The organism is Nocardia sp. NPDC049526 (assembly GCF_044465765.1).
Taxonomy (GTDB): Bacteria; Actinomycetota; Actinomycetes; order Mycobacteriales; family Mycobacteriaceae; genus Nocardia.
Genome location: NZ_JBITMA010000002.1, coordinates 666,327 through 681,949 on the forward strand (window position 1 = coordinate 666,327; position 15,623 = coordinate 681,949).

Here is a 15,623-nt window from a genome sequence, read left to right on the forward strand (position 1 = left end):
CCGATGATGCGGGCTTGCGCTGATCGGTCATATTCCGCCGCTCTGATTGGGTCCGCGGCGCAGCGCCGCGGATCTGGTCGGTGCGCCACGGTCGGGCTTCGTCGTCGCGCCGTTTGGACTGCGAATTCTTCTGTTGTGCACCACTTTTCGCTGACGTCGCGCGGGCGAGCCAACCAGCGTCGACGGCGGACTTGCGATTCGGCGTGGTCACTCGACCACCGCGCCGGCCTGCAGGCGCGCACCGCGGGCCCAGTCGAGGGCCGACATCATGCGTTTGCCTTGCGGCTGAACCTGATCGAGGCGGACCGCGGTGGTTGCGGTGCCGACGAAGACGCCGGACTTGCGGACCTCGATCGTCCGTTCCGGCAGGACTTCCTCGACCATCTCGACGGGACCGACCTTCAAGCGGGTGCCGTTCACCTCGGTCCAGGCACCGGGTGCGGGGGTAACCGAGCGAATGCGGCGGTTGATCGCCAGCGCGGGCTGATCCCAGCGGATGTGCCCGGCCTCGACCGGCACCTTGGGTGCGTAGGAAACACCGTCATGCGCTTGCGGAACGGCTTGCAGCGTCCCGTCTTCCACGCCGTCGAGCGTTTTCTCGAGCAGCACCGCCCCGGTATTCGCGAGCCGGTCGAGCAACGAGCCCGCGGTATCGGTCACCGCGATCTTTTCTGTCACCACACCGAAGACCGGGCCGGTGTCCAGGCCCGCCTCGATCTGGAACGTGGACGCGCCGGTGATCTCGTCGCCCGCGTCGATCGCCGCCTGCACCGGAGCCGCACCGCGCCATGCGGGCAGCAGCGAGAAGTGCAGATTGATCCAGCCGAAGCGCGGAATATCGAGCACCTGCTGCGGCAGCAGCGCACCGTAGGCCACGACCGGACAGCAGTCCGGCGCCAGTTCGGTGAGCTGCTCGATGAATTCGGGCTCGGCCGGGCGCCGCGGCGTCAGCACGGGAATGCCGTGCTCATCGGCGAGCCGCCCGACCGGCGACCGCTGCACCTTGCGTCCGCGCCCCGCGATGGCATCGGGGCGAGTCAGCACGGCGAGCACCTCGTGCCGCTCCGAATCGATGAAACGCTGCAGCGACGGGACCGCCGGTTCCGGTGTGCCCGCGAAGACAATGCGCATCAGCGACCCCGTCCGAACGGTCCGGCCTCGGTCGAGCCGAGCGCACGCGAACTGCGCACGGTGATACCCGCGCTGAACCAATCGGATTCGCGAATGGTGCGCATTGCCTCCTTGCGCTGCGCGGGATCGAGCCGATCGATGAACAGCACACCGTCCAAATGATCGGTCTCGTGCTGTACGCAGCGGGCCAGCAGACCCTCGGCCGCGAATTCCACCGGTTTACCGTTCACATCGACACCGGCGACCCGCACCCGCAGCGCGCGGCGTGTGTCATAGCGCAGCCCGGGAATGGACAGGCAGCCCTCGGGCCCGACCTGTTCCTCCGCACCCACTACCTCGTAGGTCGGATTGATCAGATGTCCCCTGGCGTCCTCGGTGTCGTAGACGAAAACCCGCAGACCGACGCCGATCTGCGGCGCCGCCATCCCGACCCCGCCGTCGTCGTGCATGGTTTCGGTCAGGTCGGTGACCAACTGCCGCAGCTCACGATCGAATTCGGTGACCTCCGCCGCACGTGATCGCAAGATGGGATCGCCGAAGAGGCGAACGGGCTGAATGGTCACGGTGGCGGCTCCCCAAAACGATGAACACGGTCGACTCATTCTAGAGAGCGACACCGTTCACACCGATCTCCCCGACCGAACGGGAAAAAGCTGGTAGAACTCCAGTGCGGTCCGGGCGGGGTGTTCACCCCTCCGCCCGGCCGCCTGTGCTTGTCAAGCTTATTTCCGGCTTGTTTCCGAGTGCGCTGAACATCGACCGCGTCGCCGAACCGACGTAGCGTCGATGGGGTGATTGTTCCTGAGCACCTGCCGACCACCGTCGGCGAGTTGCGCGCGGGCGGCCATCTGCCGCGCAGCGTGAAGTCCGAGATTCGCGAGAACCTGTTGTCCCGGTTGGGTTCCGGCGACGATCCGTGGCCGGGCATCGTCGGCTTCGATCGGACCGTCCTGCCGCAGCTGGAACGTGCATTGCTGGCCGGCCACGATGTCGTACTGCTCGGTGAGCGCGGCCAGGGCAAGACCCGACTGCTGCGCACCGTGATCGGCCTGCTCGACGAGTGGACACCCGTCATCGCGGGTACCGAACTGGGCGAGCATCCGCTCGCGCCGATCAGCCCGGCCGGTCGCCGATTGGCCGAGGAGTTGGGTGAGGACCTGCCGGTCAGCTGGCGGCACCGCTCCGAGCGCTATGCGGAGAAGCTCGCAACTCCGGACACCTCGGTCGGTGACCTGATCGGTGATGTCGATCCGGTCAAGGTGGCCGAGGGCCGCAGCCTCGGCGATCCCGAAACCATCCACTTCGGGCTCGTACCGCGCGCCCACCGCGGCATCGTCGCCATCAACGAACTGCCCGATCTCGCCGAACGCATCCAGGTCGCGCTGCTGAATGTGATGGAGGAGCGCGATATCCAGGTCCGCGGTTACACCCTCCGACTACCCCTGGATGTGCTGCTCGTCGCCACCGCCAACCCCGAGGACTACACCAACCGCGGCCGGATCATCACCCCGCTGAAGGACCGGTTCGGCGCGGAGATCCGCACCCACTACCCGCTGAGCGTGTCGGCCGAGGTGGCGCTGGTCCGGCAGGAGGCCGACCTGGTGGCCGAGGTCGGCGACCCGCTGATCGAGGTGCTGGCCCGGTTCGTGCGGCACCTGCGCGAATCGTCCGCGATCGACCAGCGCTCCGGCGTATCCGCGCGATTCGCGGTGGCCGCCGCCGAGACGGTGGCAGCTGCCGCACTGCGCAGATCCGCGCTCACCGGCGAGCGTCCCGCGGTCGCGCGACCCGTCGACCTCGAATCCGTGCCCGCGGTATTGCGCGGCAAGCTGGAATTCGAGTCCGGGGAGGAAGGTCGTGAGCAGGAACATCTCACGCACCTGATGCGGCGTTCGTTCGCCGAGGCCGGGAGTGCGCTGCTCGGTGGGCTGAATCTGCGGCCGTTGGCGGAGGCGGTCGGCGACGGCCATCTGGTCACCACCGGCGAACGCGTCCCGGGCAAGGACGTCCTTTCCGCCTTGCCGGAACTACCTGTCCTGCACGAGGTCGCGCTGCGGCTCGGCGTCGGCGCCGACGAACCGCCGGCCCGGATCGCATCGGCGGTCGAATTCGCGCTGGAAGCCCTCTACCTGGCTCGCCAGATCGCCAAGGATTCCGACGACGGCGTCGCGGTGTACGGCTCATGACCGCCCCCGACCGTTACGCCTACGGGCCCTATCACGACGGACCCGATCCACTGGCGCCTCCGCTCGATCTGCGCGAGGCGCTGGACCAGATCGGGCGCGACGTGATGGAGGGCAGCTCCCCGCGCACCGCACTGGAGGAGTTGCTGCGCCGCGGTATGCGCGAAATGCGGGGGCTCGATGAGCTCACTCGGCAGGTGTGGCAGCGCCGCGCCGAGATCAGTAGACGACACCGGCTGGACGGCACCCTGCAACAGGTCCGCGAACTGCTCGAGCAGGCCCTGAAAGTCGAACGCCGCGAACTGTTTCCGGATCCCTCCGACGATGCCAGGTTCGCCGAGGCACAGCTGGACGCATTGCCGCCGAGCACCGCGGCCGCCGTCAACGAGCTGGCCGAATACCAGTGGCGATCCGAGACCGGTGAGGAGAACTACCAGAAGATCCGCGACCTGCTCGGTCAGGAACTGCTCGAATCCCGGTTCCAGGGCATGAAACAGGCCCTGGAGAACACCACTCCCGAGGATGTCGAGCGCGTCGGACAGATGCTGTCCGATCTGAACGACCTACTCGCGGCGCATGCCCGGGGCGCGGACACCGAACAGCAGTTCGCCGAATTCATGGCCGAGCACGGCGAATTCTTTCCGGAGAATCCGCGCGATATCGATGAGCTGATCGACGCGCTCGCCGCCAGGTCCGCCGCCGCACAACGCATGTTGAACTCGATGTCCGCCGAGCAGCAAGCCGAACTGGCCGAGTTGATCGGGCAGGCATTCGGCGATCCGCGCATTGCCCAGCAGGTTGCCGCCCTCGACGCCGCGCTGCGGGCGCTGCGGCCGGGCGAGGACTGGGACTCCGCCCAGCGGTTTCGCGGCAACGATCCGTTGGGCCTCGGTGCGGGCACTCGAGCCCTGCAGGATCTCGCCGAACTCGACGCGCTCGCCGAACAGCTCAGCCAGTCCTATCCGGGCGCCAGCCTCGAGGATATCGATCTGGACGCCCTGGCCCGCCAACTCGGCGACGACGCGAGCGTGGATGCCGCCCGGTTGGCCGAACTGGAACGCGAACTGCGCAGACAGGGCGTTTTCGAACGAGCACCGGACGGCTCACTTCGGTTGACGCCCAAGGCTTTACGACGTCTCGGTGAGACCGCGCTGCGCGATGTCATTGGGCAGTTGCGGTCCCGACGCGGCGAGCGGGATACCCGGTTGGCCGGTGCGGCGGGCGAGCCGACCGGCGCCACCCGGGCATGGCGGTTCGGCGATACCGAACCGTGGGACGTACCGAGGACCGTGCGCAATGCGGTGCTGCGGTCGATGTCGGTCGGCCGTCGCGGCGTCACGCTCGACGTGTCCGATGTCGAGATCATGGAAACCGAACAGCGCTCCCGAGCCGCCGTTGCACTCTGCGTCGACACCTCGTGGTCGATGGTGCAGGAGGGCAGGTGGCTGCCGATGAAGCGCACCGCCCTCGCGGTACATCAGCTGATCAGCACCCGCTTCCGCTCCGACGCACTGAGCCTGATCACCTTCGGTCGGCACGCCACCACCGTCGATATCGGCGAACTGACTGCGCTGGAAGGCGTTTGGGAACAGGGCACCAACCTGCACCACGCACTGCTCCTGGCCGCGCGCCATCTGCGCAGACATCCGGACGCGGTGCCCGTCGTGCTCGTCGTGACCGATGGCGAGCCGACTGCGCACCTGGAACCGAACGGTGCGGCGTACTTCAATTGGCCGACCGCACCGCGCACCCTGGCCGTGACAATGGCCCAGGTCGACGCCCTGGCCAAACTCGGCGCATCGGTCACCGTCTTCATGCTCGGCGACGACCCGAGTCTGGCCGCATTCGTCGATTTGGTGGCCCGCCGCAGTGGCGGTCGCGTCGTTGCCCCGGACCTCGACGGACTCGGCGCCGCCGTGGTCAGCGACTACCTGCACGGCAGGCGCGGTTGATCTGCTAGTCGTTGACCACGACCACCTTTCCCGTGGCGTGGCCTTCCTCCTGGTAGCGCACGGCGGCAGGTATTTCGGTGAACGGATAGGTCCGGTCGATGACCGGACTGATCTTTCCGTCCTCGATGAGCTCGGTCAGCGCCATGAGGTTTTCCCTGTTCCGAGTGCATCGGGTCACATCCGCCAGCGCAACTCGCTGCGAGATGAACGGCGCGAGCGCCAACGCCGCGAACATCCGTCCGGCGGGTTGCACCCAACGGCCAGCCGGCCCGCCGACCGCGACATAGGTGCCCTTGGGAGTCAGCGCGCGGCGACACGCCGACATCGAGCGGCTTCCCGCGATATCCACCAACAGGTCGTAACGCTGCCCGTTGCGCGTGAAATCCGCTGCGGTGTAGTCGATTACCGCATCCGCACCGAGCGAGTGGATCAGCTCCGTGTTCCGCGTGCCACAGATACCGGTGACCACCGCGCCGAACGCATGCGCGAGCTGCACGGCGAACGTGCCGACACCTCCCGACGCACCATTGATCAATACCCGCCGCCCGGCTTGGATCCGTCCTTCGTCCCGCAGGGCTACCAGCGCGGTATTGGCCGCCAGCGGTACCGCGGCCGCCTGCTCGAACGACAGGTTCTTCGGCTTCGGCGCCAATTCACTTTCTCGGATGCATACGTACTCGGCGAAGCCGCCCCCTTTGAGCATCGCGAATACCTCGGCGCCGGGCTGGAATCCGGTCACCGCCTTGCCGACAGTTTCGACCACCCCCGCAACATCGGCGCCAAGGATGGCGATGGACGGCTTGCGCAATCCGACGCCGCCACCCATCAGCCGCGCGATATACGGCTCGCCACGCAGGAAGTGCCAGTCATAGGGCTGCACCGAGGTGGCACGCACCCGAACCAACACCTCGTCGTCGGCCGGTACCGGCCGGTCGATATCGGTGAGAGTCAGCTGCTCCGGTGGTCCGAATGTGCGAAGGACATAGGCCTTCATCATGTTCTCCTCAGATCTCGGCACCGAGACGCCGCCCGCGCTCATAAGCCTTACAACGTAAGGTACCCTTACGTTGTAAGGCTCGTCAATGGCTGCCGCGAGCCATGCCGACCGAAGTCGTTGCAGATCAAGCAGTCTCACGCAGACGGTCGAGACCGTCGAGAATCAGATCGAGCGCGAATTCGAATTCGAACTGGTCATCACACCAACCCAGCGTCGAGTCCGGATCGTCGTGGGCGACCTCCCGCAGCATCCCGACCAGATTCGGGAACGCCTCGGCCATTCCGTCGAGTGCGGCCATGGCTTCGGCATCCATCGGTCCGTCGCCGGGATCGAACAACTCCTGGGTGAACCCCAATGCACGACTACCGAGCACATGCATCGCGTGGTGAGTCTGGTCGTAGGAGAAGCCGCCTTCGCGCATCAGCCCGAGCAAGCCGTCGTAGTAGCGCAGCACGGCTTGGCTGGTATTGGTCCGCGTCTGGAATACACCGGGCGCCCATGGATGTCGGAGCAGCACCTCGCGCGCGGACAGAATCCGCTGCCGCACGGCCTGCTTCCACGCGGCCCCGGCAGCGGGAACATCGATGTCGGCAACGACCTGATTGATCTCCCCCGCGATGACGTCGACGACGCCGTCCAGCACGTCTTCCTTGTTGGCCACGTGGTGGTATAGCGACATCGCCTCGACCCCGAGCAGTTCCGCCAACCGACGCATCGTCAGCGCTTCGATACCACTCTTGTCAGCGACGCCGATCGCGGTGGAAAGTACTCGCATCCGGCTCAATGGGATTCGAGACTCGACTTCGGCCGCCACTTACGCATCCTCCCATACGGCGTAAGTCCGGCATCGACAGCTGAGCCGGGCTTGAACTGCGGCCGTCAGGAATGTCCGGCGATGATGACCTCGGGAATGCCGGTGCCGAGCGGCACCTCTCGACACGTCGGAGCCGGTGCGTGGACCGGGTCCAGCGTCCGTAGCAACAGTTCCTGCACGAATGGGTCGTAGACCATGTGGAAGTGACCGGTCTGGTCGATCGCGCATTCGTCCTGCAGTGCGATGTTCTCCACGTTCGGGCCGTGCAGTGCGATATTGCTGAACGGCTGGATCATCTCGTCGACTCGGCTGCCGATGGTCACATAGTGCGGGCCGGGCACAGTGTCACCGCCCGCATTGAGTTCGACCATCAGCGGCGAGCCCTGCACCTGCTGCACCGCCGCGAGTGAGGTGACCTGCGCGAAGGCCTGCAGCACACCCGGAATCGACTGCGCCACCGGCACCAGTCCGTACATCACCCCGCCGTAGCTCGGCGATGCGAGGCCGACCCACCGACCGACCTTCGGCGCGCCACCGAGCTTGTTCACGTAGTAGCGAGTGACGTTGGCGCCCTGCGAAAATCCGACGATATCGACCTGGGTGGCATTGGTGGCTGCCAGTACCTGGTCGACGAATGCGCCGAATTGATAGGCGCTCACCCACATGTCCTCGGTGCCCCAGGTGTCTTTGCCGGGTGCACCGCCATAGTTGAGTGCGAAGACACAGAAGCCGAGCGCCGAGATCTGCGGGCCGATGGCCGCCCAGTCGGAGTACGCCGAGGAATCCGTGCCGTGTGCGAGGACGACCGGGCGAGGATGCTCGGCGGTCGGCTTGCAGTCGAAGTTGTTGGTACCAGCGGGGGCCACGTTCTTGTGCGCCTTCTGATACACCGCCGCGGCCAGATGATCCGATTGGGACGGACCGATCTGGGTGGGTACATCCGGCGGGCGGTATCCGGCGATCTGCGCACTCACTGGCGCAGAATCAGCGGGTTCGGCACCCGCTATGGGTGCCGCGCCGGAGCCGAAGAATACGGCTCCGGCCAAGACACCGGCAGACACCACTCGCCTGAACTGTGATACTCCCCAACCCCACTGACCGATCGGCTGTTCCATATCACAATGATGTACCCGATCCGCTCGAAAAGCGCACGCTCAGGCGACGTTTCACACTGCCATTACTTTTCGGGGGCGTCGTCCTCGGCGAGAATGCGGTATAGCGACTTACGCGCCTCGGTGAGCACCTCCGCGGCCCGAGCCGCCTGCTGCGGAGTACCGGCCGCCGCGACCTGAGCGGCCGCACCCATCAGCTGTCCGATCAGCGCGCGCAGATCCATCGCCTGAGTGCCGACGTCCTCCTTGACATCGGCCCAGGGATCGCCGAGTTCGTCCCGATGCTCGGCGACGTAGGTCTCGCCCGCTTCGGTGAGCTTCGCGGTCTTGCGACCGGCGACCTTCTCGATGAGCACCAGACCCTCGTCCTCGAGCTGGGCGAGCGCCGGGTAGATGGATCCCGGGCTCGGGCGCCAGACATCGTCGCTGCGTTCCCTGATCTGCTGGATCAGCTCGTAGCCGTGCATCGGACGCTCGGTGAGCAGCAACAACACCGCGGCACGCACGTCACCGCGCCTGCCCCGACCGCCGCGGCCGCGCCCACGTCCGAATCCCGGCCCGAAGCCGGGCCCGAAACCAGGACCGAAGCCCGGTCCGAACTCGGGTCCGAAACCGTGCCGCCCACCGCGGCGATGCTGGCGACGACCGGCGTCGTCCTCGTCGTGACCAGGCTTCCGCCAGCGGCCACGACCTCTGAATTCTCCGTATTCGATGTTCTCCATGTCAGCCTCCTCGGGCTCTCGTGTATATCTCACGCTATCGACGATATATCGGCAATGCATCGCATGCAAGCGTGATGGGCGACACGAACCGACCGGGCGCTCTGAAACGAGGACCGGGCCACACACCGGTCGATGCGCGGCCCGCTGACGGACTTGTCACATGAGCGAATTGCCCTCGTGGAGCAAGTCACCACCGGATGGCGCGCGGCAAGTCGAAGCGCTGAGTTCCTCTTCATTCGGGAAGTGCCAGAACATGTCCCGGCCTTACCCCGCCTCCACAGGCGTTCAGCCTCTCCGCACGTCCCGTGGCGAGAATATTGTCGGCGGCGTTCCGGTCCCGGTCATGGATTACCCCGCACTCCGCGGATGACGACGAAAACTATTCCGACGCAAGCGAATCGATCCAACGCTGCAGCCGACGCCCTTCGGTTACCATGAGTTCCGGATCGCGGAAGGTATTGGTCAGCAACGAGATCCCCTGATAGGCGGCGAACAGCGCAACCGCGAGCTCCCCCGCATCCAGGCGACCCATTGCCGTGAACTGCTGTTCGATCCAGTCGAGCAGCGTGCGAATACTCGCCGCCGATGCCAACTCCAGGCCGTCGCCACGTTTACCCAGCTCCGAGGCCAAAGTTCCCGTGGGGCAACCGAATTGCACGGCACGGTCACGCTGGTCCACCCAGCCGTGGACCAGCGCCTTCAGCCGGTCTTGCGGCTCGTCGTACTGCTCGAGCACGGTGATCAACCCCTGCAGCGTCTGCGCATGCGCGCCGAGTGCCGCCTCGACCAGCTGATCCTTGGTCTTGAAGTAGTAGTACACATTGCCGAGCGGAACATCGGCGACCCGCGCGATATCGGCGATGGTCGTCTTCTCGACACCCTGCTCGTGGAACACCTGGGCGGCCGCGGCGGCGAGGCGCTCACGCTTGCCCGCCTTGGGCGTCGCACGCCGACCTTCGACTGAGTTAGTCATACAACTAACTATAGACAAGCATCGGATCCATCGGCTACATTCATTTAAGTCAGCCAACTAACTCAGGAGTGAATGTGATCGTAGTGACCGGAGCGACCGGCAATATCGGACGCACCCTCGTGCGGCACCTCGCCGCCGCCGGTGAGCAGGTGACCGCCGTATCCCGCGGGAACCAGGACATCGCCGTGCCCGATGGGGTGCGGCATCGGCGGGCCGATCTTGCCGATCCCGAAAGCCTCTCCCCCGCAGTCGAAAACGCGGATGCGCTCTTCCTGCTGCTGACCGGACCACAGCTGGTGACCGGACCCGATCCGGCGCGGTTCATCGAGGTCGCCGCGGCGGGTGGGGTCAAGAAGGTGGTGCTGCTGTCGTCGCAAGCGACGGGAACCCGGCCCGGACTTGCCTCACATGCGCGACTGCACGCGTTCGAGTCCGCGCTGCAGCGATCGGAGTTGGACTGGACGATTCTGCGGCCCACCGGATTCTTCTCCAACACCTACGCGTGGATCGAGTCGATCCGGGCCGAGCAGGTGATTGCCGCCCCCTTCGCCGATATCGCACTGCCCGCCATCGATCCCGGCGATATCGCCGAGGTCGCGGCAACCGTATTGCGCACGGACGGCCATTCCGGACGCACCTATGAACTGACCGGTCCCGCCGCGATCAGTCCGCGCCAGCAGGCCCGAGCCGTCGAAGAGGCGTTGGGAATTTCGCTGCAATTCGTCCAATTGACCCGTGAGCAGGCGCGTTCCAGCATGTTGCGATTCATGCCGGAGGATGTGGCGGATGGCACGCTCGATATCCTCGGCACGCCGACGCCTGCCGAACTGCAGGTCAGCACCGATGTCGAACGGGTGCTCGGGCGACCGGCGACCTCGTATCCCGAATGGGCGCAACGCAATCGCGCCATCTTCGGCTGACCGTCACCAGCAACTGCTCGCCCTTGCGATCTCGCCATCGACGCTGAGGGCGAGCAGTTTGTCGTCGAGGTAGAAGTGCCGCCGCGAGACGATCACCACCCTGGCCAGGAGCTGGGCATGATCAGTACCGGCGCACCCTGTATCGATGCCGCCGACAACTGCGTGTCAGTGGTGGTGGTCATGGCAGCCGAGTGTCTGCGCGGGGGGCAGCCCCGGGGCGAGTCCACTGCGGTACCGGGCGGCTGGTCGGACCCCAGGTGACGTTCCCAGCGCCAGGGGGCTAGCCCATGAACTCGACGTAGGCGGCCCCTCGTCCCAACGGCCCGTGGTCAGGATGGCGAACGAGACGCCGCGGGCGTTCAGGTAGACAGCATCCTTCAGATGCCAGGCCGTCGTGGTACAGCCCTCACAAGCGGTCGGGGACCGGCTGGCGGCGCAGTTCGATCATCCGTCGACGGGCAACCCAAACTCGCCGACTTCAATGGCGTGGGGCACGGTCATAATCCTCGCCGCTGTCCCCGGTGTGGCGCGCCGTCATTCCACATGCGCTTGTCCACCACGAGTTCGTCGCGGCCTGGAACAGGTCCAGGAACGGGACCGGGCCATCGGGTCCGACGAACCCGACCGTCCCGTCGAACTCCACCAGCGGCAGCCGGCGGCGGGCCGCGGCGAGGAAGTCGCCCGCGCGGGTGTGGACCTTCTCGCGGACCAGAAGCTAGTCATGGGCGGCCTGCCAGGTGGCTGGGTCAACTGTTCGCGCCCGTTCTCCGGGCGGGTGGACGTGGTCGTCGGCGACCGTGAGCGCCAAGCTCTCGTTGCAGGCTCAGCCGATGTCGACCGGGTCGATTTGGACGCGGAGAGGGGCGTCGGAGCGGTGGGTGCTGCGAACGGCCTGGGCGGCCGTGAGGGCGCGGGCGAGGGCGGCCCCGGATGTGCGGTGTACGCGCAGGAGCATGCGTTCGACTTCGGCGGGAGTATCGCCGCTATCGAAGGGTTTGCGGGCGCCGGGTGGGAGGGGTACTGGGCCGAGGAGGTCGACATTGTCGGGAAGCTTTGCGGCGGAGAGCAATTCGGCGATGGAGTCGGAGGTGCCGTCGATGGCGGCCATGCGGACGGCGGGTGGGAAACCGACCTCGGCGCGGCCGGCCACCTCGGCCCGGGCGTGGCCGACCGGATCCCAGCGCAGTAGCGCCTGGACGGTAGGTAGCGAAGGTTCGGCCATCACGATGACCTGGCCGTGATTGCGCACCAGGGTGGCCGCCGACATCCAGCGACGCAGGGTGTCCTCGGCGGCGCGCAGGTCCGCGCGGCTCAGCAACGCCCAACCGTCGAGCAGCAGTGCGACGCCGTAGCCGCCGGGCAGCACCGGTTCGGCGCCGACAGTCGCGACGATCACCTGCGGTCCCGGTTCCACCGTGTCGAGCACCGCGCCGCCGCTGGATCCGCGAATCGGTACGCCCGGAAAGGCCCGACCGAGTTCCTCGGCGGTCCGGAGCGCACCGATCACCACCGCACGTAGCGCTCTGGAAGCACAAGCCGGACAGCGGAATGCGGCCTCGGTGATACCGCACCAGCGACATGCTGGACTGTGCGCGGTCTCGCCGCGATGCCCAGCTCGCCCGTCCGGCAAGGAAAGTGGGCCATTGCAGTGCCGACATCGTGCGGGCGTACGGCATTTCGCGCAGGCCAGCGCCGGAATGTATCCGCGCCGCGGCACCTGCACCAGCACCGCGGCACCTTCCTCGAGCGCAGATCGCGCGGCAGCGTAACCAACGGCGGGAATGCGGACCGCGCGCGCGACCGGATCACGCTCCATCGCGATATCGGAGTCACCCGGTGCGCTGATCCGCGGGGAAAATTTGCGCACCACAGCACGGTCGGCGACCAGATCGTGCGCCCACCCCGAATCGACCACCGCCTGGATCTCGGCCGTCCGCGCGAATCCGGCCGCCACGAATGCCGCACCGGTCTCATGTGCCCGCAGCATCGCGACCTCGCGCGCATGCGGATACGGCGCTCGAGGCTCGGCATAGGTGTCGTCCCCGTCATCCCAGATCGCGATCAGCCCGAGATCGACCGTGGGCACGAACACCGCACTGCGTGTCCCGACAATCACCCGCGCGGTCCCCCGCAATGCCGCCAACCACCGCCGATACCGCGCGGCCGGCCCCAACCCCGCAGCCAACCCGACCGCCGAATCCCCCACCAGGCGAACACATTCCGCCAACACCCGATCCAGATCCCGTTGATCCGGGACCATCAGAATCGCACTGCGCCCGCGCCCGACGACAACCGCCGCCAACTCCGCCAACCGCCGCGGCCAATCCTCCCCCGGCACCGCCTGCCACCCCGCCCGCACCCCTTTCCCGTGCCCCAGCGCCGACACGAACGCCGCCCCATGGATGTACCGCTCCCACGGCCGCAGTTCCACACCGTCCGGCAATCCGGTGCCGCCCGAATCAGCCAGTACCGCAGCAACATTCGCCGATTCGGCAGCAACGACAACGCGCTCACCCACCGGCGCATCAGCACCCTCGGGGTCCGCGTCGCCCAGTCCGTCGGCGGCAGCGACAGAATTGGCACCGTCCTGCCCCGTCGACGTCACCTGCGCGGGATCTGGCGACGGTAAACCAGGCGACGATGCGGCTACAGCCGGCTCCACCGCGGAATCATCAGTGAGATCGCTATCGGGCGGCACACCCAGCGTGCCGGACGCGCCAGGTTGCCCGCGCGAAGGTGTCGCCGCCTGCGTCGGTCGACTCGCAGAGCCGGCGGAGCCAACGTCGGTCGAATCTTGCTGCGGCTCTTCGGGTTCGGCCGACTTCTTCGTGCCACCGTTCTCGGTTCGAGCATGGCGCGGTGGAATCGCGAGGCGCAGGACGTCCGAGCGGGTCCCTGCGTAGCGGGCAGCTACGGCGGTGGCCAGGTTCAGGATTTCCGGGGTCAGGACGCGTTCGGCGGAGACCACGCGTTCGAGTTTGACCATTTTCCCGGTGTGGTCGCTGTGCGACAGGCGGGCCAGCAGATACCCGTCGACGAGCCGCCCCGCGAACCGGACGCGGACTCGGACTCCGGGTTGGGCGATTTCGTCAAGCTCAGTGGGGACCAGATAGTCGAAATCGCGGTCCAGGTGGGCAGGCGACAGCAGCGGGAGCACCCGGGCGATCGGGTGTCCCGCTGCTGTCGAATCGTGCGTTGCCGTGGCTCCGACACCTACGGAAGCCACGGCGGTGAGGTCCGCTGTGGGTTCGTGCACGCGGGCCCCGATATACCTACCGGCCGACGGCTGCGCGCAACTTGTCCGCGCACATCAGACAGGGCCTCCCAAGACAGGTCAGCGTATCCATATCGGCTACTCCTACAGTCCTGTGGCCGCACGCAACTTGTCGGCGCACATCAGGCAGAGCCTCCCAAGACAGGTCAGCGTATCCATATCGGCTACTCCTACAGTCCTGTGGCCGCACGCAACTTGTCGGCGCACATCAGGCAGAGCCTCCCAAGACAGGTCAGCGTATCCATATCGGCTACTCCTACAGTCCTGTGGCCGCACGCAATTTGTCGGCGCGGTCGGTGTGCTCCCAGGGCAGGTCGACGTCGGTGCGGCCGAAGTGGCCGTACGCGGCGGTCGGCGCGTAGATCGGGCGCAGTAGGTCGAGGTCGCGGATGATCGCGCCTGGGCGCAGATCGAAGACCTCGGTGATGGCCGTGGCGATGCGCGACGGATCGACCCTCTCGGTGCCGAAGGTCTCGACGAACAGACCAACCGGTGCGGCCTTGCCGATGGCGTAGGCGACCTGGACCTCGACCCGGTCGGCGAGTCCGGCCGCAACGACATTCTTGGCAACCCAGCGCATGGCGTAGGCGGCCGAGCGGTCCACCTTCGACGGATCCTTACCCGAGAACGCGCCACCACCGTGACGAGCCATGCCGCCGTAGGTGTCGACGATGATCTTGCGGCCGGTCAGGCCCGCATCGCCCATCGGGCCGCCGAGGACGAACTTGCCGGTCGGGTTCACCAGCAGGCGAATATCGGAGACATCCAGCGGCGCGGGCAGGTCAAGATCGGCGAGCACCACGTCGACGACCTTCTCGCGGATATCGGGTGCCAGCAAGTTGTCCAAGTCGATATCGGCGGCGTGCTGGGTGGAGATCACGACCGTATCCAGGCGGACCGGACGGTCGCCGTCGTATTCGATGGTGACCTGGGTCTTACCGTCGGGACGCAGGTACGGCAGCACACCGGACTTGCGAACCTCGGTCAGCCGACGCGAGAGCCGGTGCGCGAGCGCGATCGGCAGCGGCATCAGCTCAGGGGTGTCGGTGTTGGCGTAGCCGAACATCAGGCCCTGGTCGCCGGCGCCCTGCCGCTCGATCTCGTCGTCCGATCCGGCGGTACGCGCCTCGTGCGAGGTGTCGACGCCCTGTGCGATATCCGGCGACTGCGCGCCGATCGCGATATTCACACCGCAGGAATTTCCGTCGAAACCCTTTGCGGACGAGTCGTATCCGATTTCCAGAACCTTTTCGCGGACGATTTTCGGAATATCCGCATAGGCCGACGTGGTGACCTCACCCGCGACGTGCACCTGGCCGGTGGTCACGAGAGTTTCCACCGCGACCCGGCTGCGTGGATCCGCCGCGAGCAGGGCGTCGAGGATGGAATCGCTGATGGCGTCACAGATCTTGTCCGGATGACCTTCGGTCACGGACTCACTGGTGAAAAGGCGGCTGCCAGACGTGGGCACAGTTCTTCCCTCTCCCTCAACGGGTTACTCGTATCGGATTGCGACGGTAACGCGATGCGGCCACCGCACAACCC

13 protein-coding genes are annotated in these 15,623 nt (G+C 66.6%); 3 read left to right on the forward strand and 10 right to left on the reverse strand.

Annotated elements, in window-relative coordinates:
- Positions 1–207 precede the first annotated feature (207 nt).
- Both fmt and def read right to left on the reverse strand, forming a co-directional pair.
- On the reverse strand, positions 208–1,131 hold the full coding sequence (gene fmt / locus ACIBW7_RS07695; protein ID WP_397045153.1) for a methionyl-tRNA formyltransferase: 924 nt from the start codon (positions 1,129–1,131) through the stop codon (positions 208–210).
- Positions 1,131–1,694, reverse strand: a complete 564-nt coding sequence (gene def, locus ACIBW7_RS07700; protein WP_397045155.1) for a peptide deformylase — start codon at positions 1,692–1,694, stop codon at positions 1,131–1,133. Before def ends, fmt begins: the two co-directional genes overlap by 1 nt.
- Positions 1,695–1,922: 228 nt before the next feature.
- Here def and ACIBW7_RS07705 point away from each other — a divergent pair, with 228 nt between their 5' ends.
- Complete coding sequence (locus ACIBW7_RS07705) at positions 1,923–3,317, forward strand: ATP-binding protein (RefSeq protein ID WP_397045156.1); 1,395 nt, start codon at positions 1,923–1,925, stop codon at positions 3,315–3,317.
- A complete protein-coding gene (locus ACIBW7_RS07710) occupies positions 3,314–5,266 on the forward strand; it encodes a VWA domain-containing protein (protein ID WP_397045158.1) in 1,953 nt (650 codons plus the stop codon). The genes ACIBW7_RS07705 and ACIBW7_RS07710 overlap by 4 nt, the downstream gene beginning before the upstream one ends.
- Positions 5,267–5,270: 4 nt before the next feature.
- On the opposite strand, the gene ACIBW7_RS07715 is transcribed toward ACIBW7_RS07710, so the two are convergent.
- From ACIBW7_RS07715 to ACIBW7_RS07735, 5 genes are all read right to left on the reverse strand, one after another.
- Positions 5,271–6,260, reverse strand: a complete 990-nt coding sequence (locus ACIBW7_RS07715; RefSeq protein ID WP_397045159.1) for an NAD(P)-dependent alcohol dehydrogenase — start codon at positions 6,258–6,260, stop codon at positions 5,271–5,273.
- 127 nt (positions 6,261–6,387) lie between these two features.
- Positions 6,388–7,077, reverse strand: a complete 690-nt coding sequence (locus tag ACIBW7_RS07720) for a TetR/AcrR family transcriptional regulator C-terminal domain-containing protein (protein WP_397045161.1) — start codon at positions 7,075–7,077, stop codon at positions 6,388–6,390.
- A 65-nt stretch (positions 7,078–7,142) separates the two neighbouring features.
- On the reverse strand, positions 7,143–8,051 hold the full coding sequence (locus ACIBW7_RS07725) for an esterase/lipase family protein (RefSeq protein WP_397045163.1): 909 nt from the start codon (positions 8,049–8,051) through the stop codon (positions 7,143–7,145).
- Between the two features lie 203 nt (positions 8,052–8,254).
- On the reverse strand, positions 8,255–8,911 hold the full coding sequence (locus tag ACIBW7_RS07730; protein ID WP_397045165.1) for a PadR family transcriptional regulator: 657 nt from the start codon (positions 8,909–8,911) through the stop codon (positions 8,255–8,257).
- Between the two features lie 379 nt (positions 8,912–9,290).
- On the reverse strand, positions 9,291–9,884 hold the full coding sequence (locus ACIBW7_RS07735; RefSeq protein WP_397045167.1) for a TetR/AcrR family transcriptional regulator: 594 nt from the start codon (positions 9,882–9,884) through the stop codon (positions 9,291–9,293).
- A 74-nt stretch (positions 9,885–9,958) separates the two neighbouring features.
- On the opposite strand from ACIBW7_RS07735, the gene ACIBW7_RS07740 reads away from it, so the two are divergent.
- Positions 9,959–10,804 (forward strand): NAD(P)H-binding protein, encoded by an 846-nt coding sequence (locus ACIBW7_RS07740; protein WP_397045168.1) that lies wholly within the window; start codon positions 9,959–9,961, stop codon positions 10,802–10,804.
- A 478-nt stretch (positions 10,805–11,282) separates the two neighbouring features.
- Here the strand turns inward: ACIBW7_RS07740 and ACIBW7_RS07745 are convergent, their stop codons facing one another.
- The 3 genes from ACIBW7_RS07745 to metK form a co-directional block, all read right to left on the reverse strand.
- Positions 11,283–11,516 carry a DUF899 family protein gene (locus tag ACIBW7_RS07745; RefSeq protein WP_397045754.1) on the reverse strand — a complete coding sequence of 78 codons (234 nt, stop codon included), beginning with the start codon at positions 11,514–11,516 and terminating at the stop codon, positions 11,283–11,285.
- A gap of 111 nt (positions 11,517–11,627) precedes the next feature.
- Positions 11,628–13,961 carry a primosomal protein N' gene (locus ACIBW7_RS07750; RefSeq protein WP_397045756.1) on the reverse strand — a complete coding sequence of 778 codons (2,334 nt, stop codon included), beginning with the start codon at positions 13,959–13,961 and terminating at the stop codon, positions 11,628–11,630.
- A gap of 373 nt (positions 13,962–14,334) precedes the next feature.
- Positions 14,335–15,549, reverse strand: coding sequence for a methionine adenosyltransferase (metK, locus tag ACIBW7_RS07755; protein ID WP_397045169.1), 1,215 nt, complete (start codon positions 15,547–15,549; stop codon positions 14,335–14,337).
- Between the last annotated feature and the right edge of the window lie 74 nt (positions 15,550–15,623).

What these genes read in the sequence shown, in the direction of transcription:
- ACIBW7_RS07735 (WP_397045167.1), bottom strand. Translation starts at nt 9,884, where the DNA reads ATGACTAACTCAGTCGAAGGTCGGCGTGCGACGCCCAAGGCGGGCAAG.
- ACIBW7_RS07710 (WP_397045158.1), top strand. Translation starts at nt 3,314, where the DNA reads ATGACCGCCCCCGACCGTTACGCCTACGGGCCCTATCACGACGGACCC.
- ACIBW7_RS07730 (WP_397045165.1), bottom strand. Translation starts at nt 8,911, where the DNA reads ATGGAGAACATCGAATACGGAGAATTCAGAGGTCGTGGCCGCTGGCGG.
- fmt (WP_397045153.1), bottom strand. Translation starts at nt 1,131, where the DNA reads ATGCGCATTGTCTTCGCGGGCACACCGGAACCGGCGGTCCCGTCGCTG.
- ACIBW7_RS07715 (WP_397045159.1), bottom strand. Translation starts at nt 6,260, where the DNA reads ATGAAGGCCTATGTCCTTCGCACATTCGGACCACCGGAGCAGCTGACT.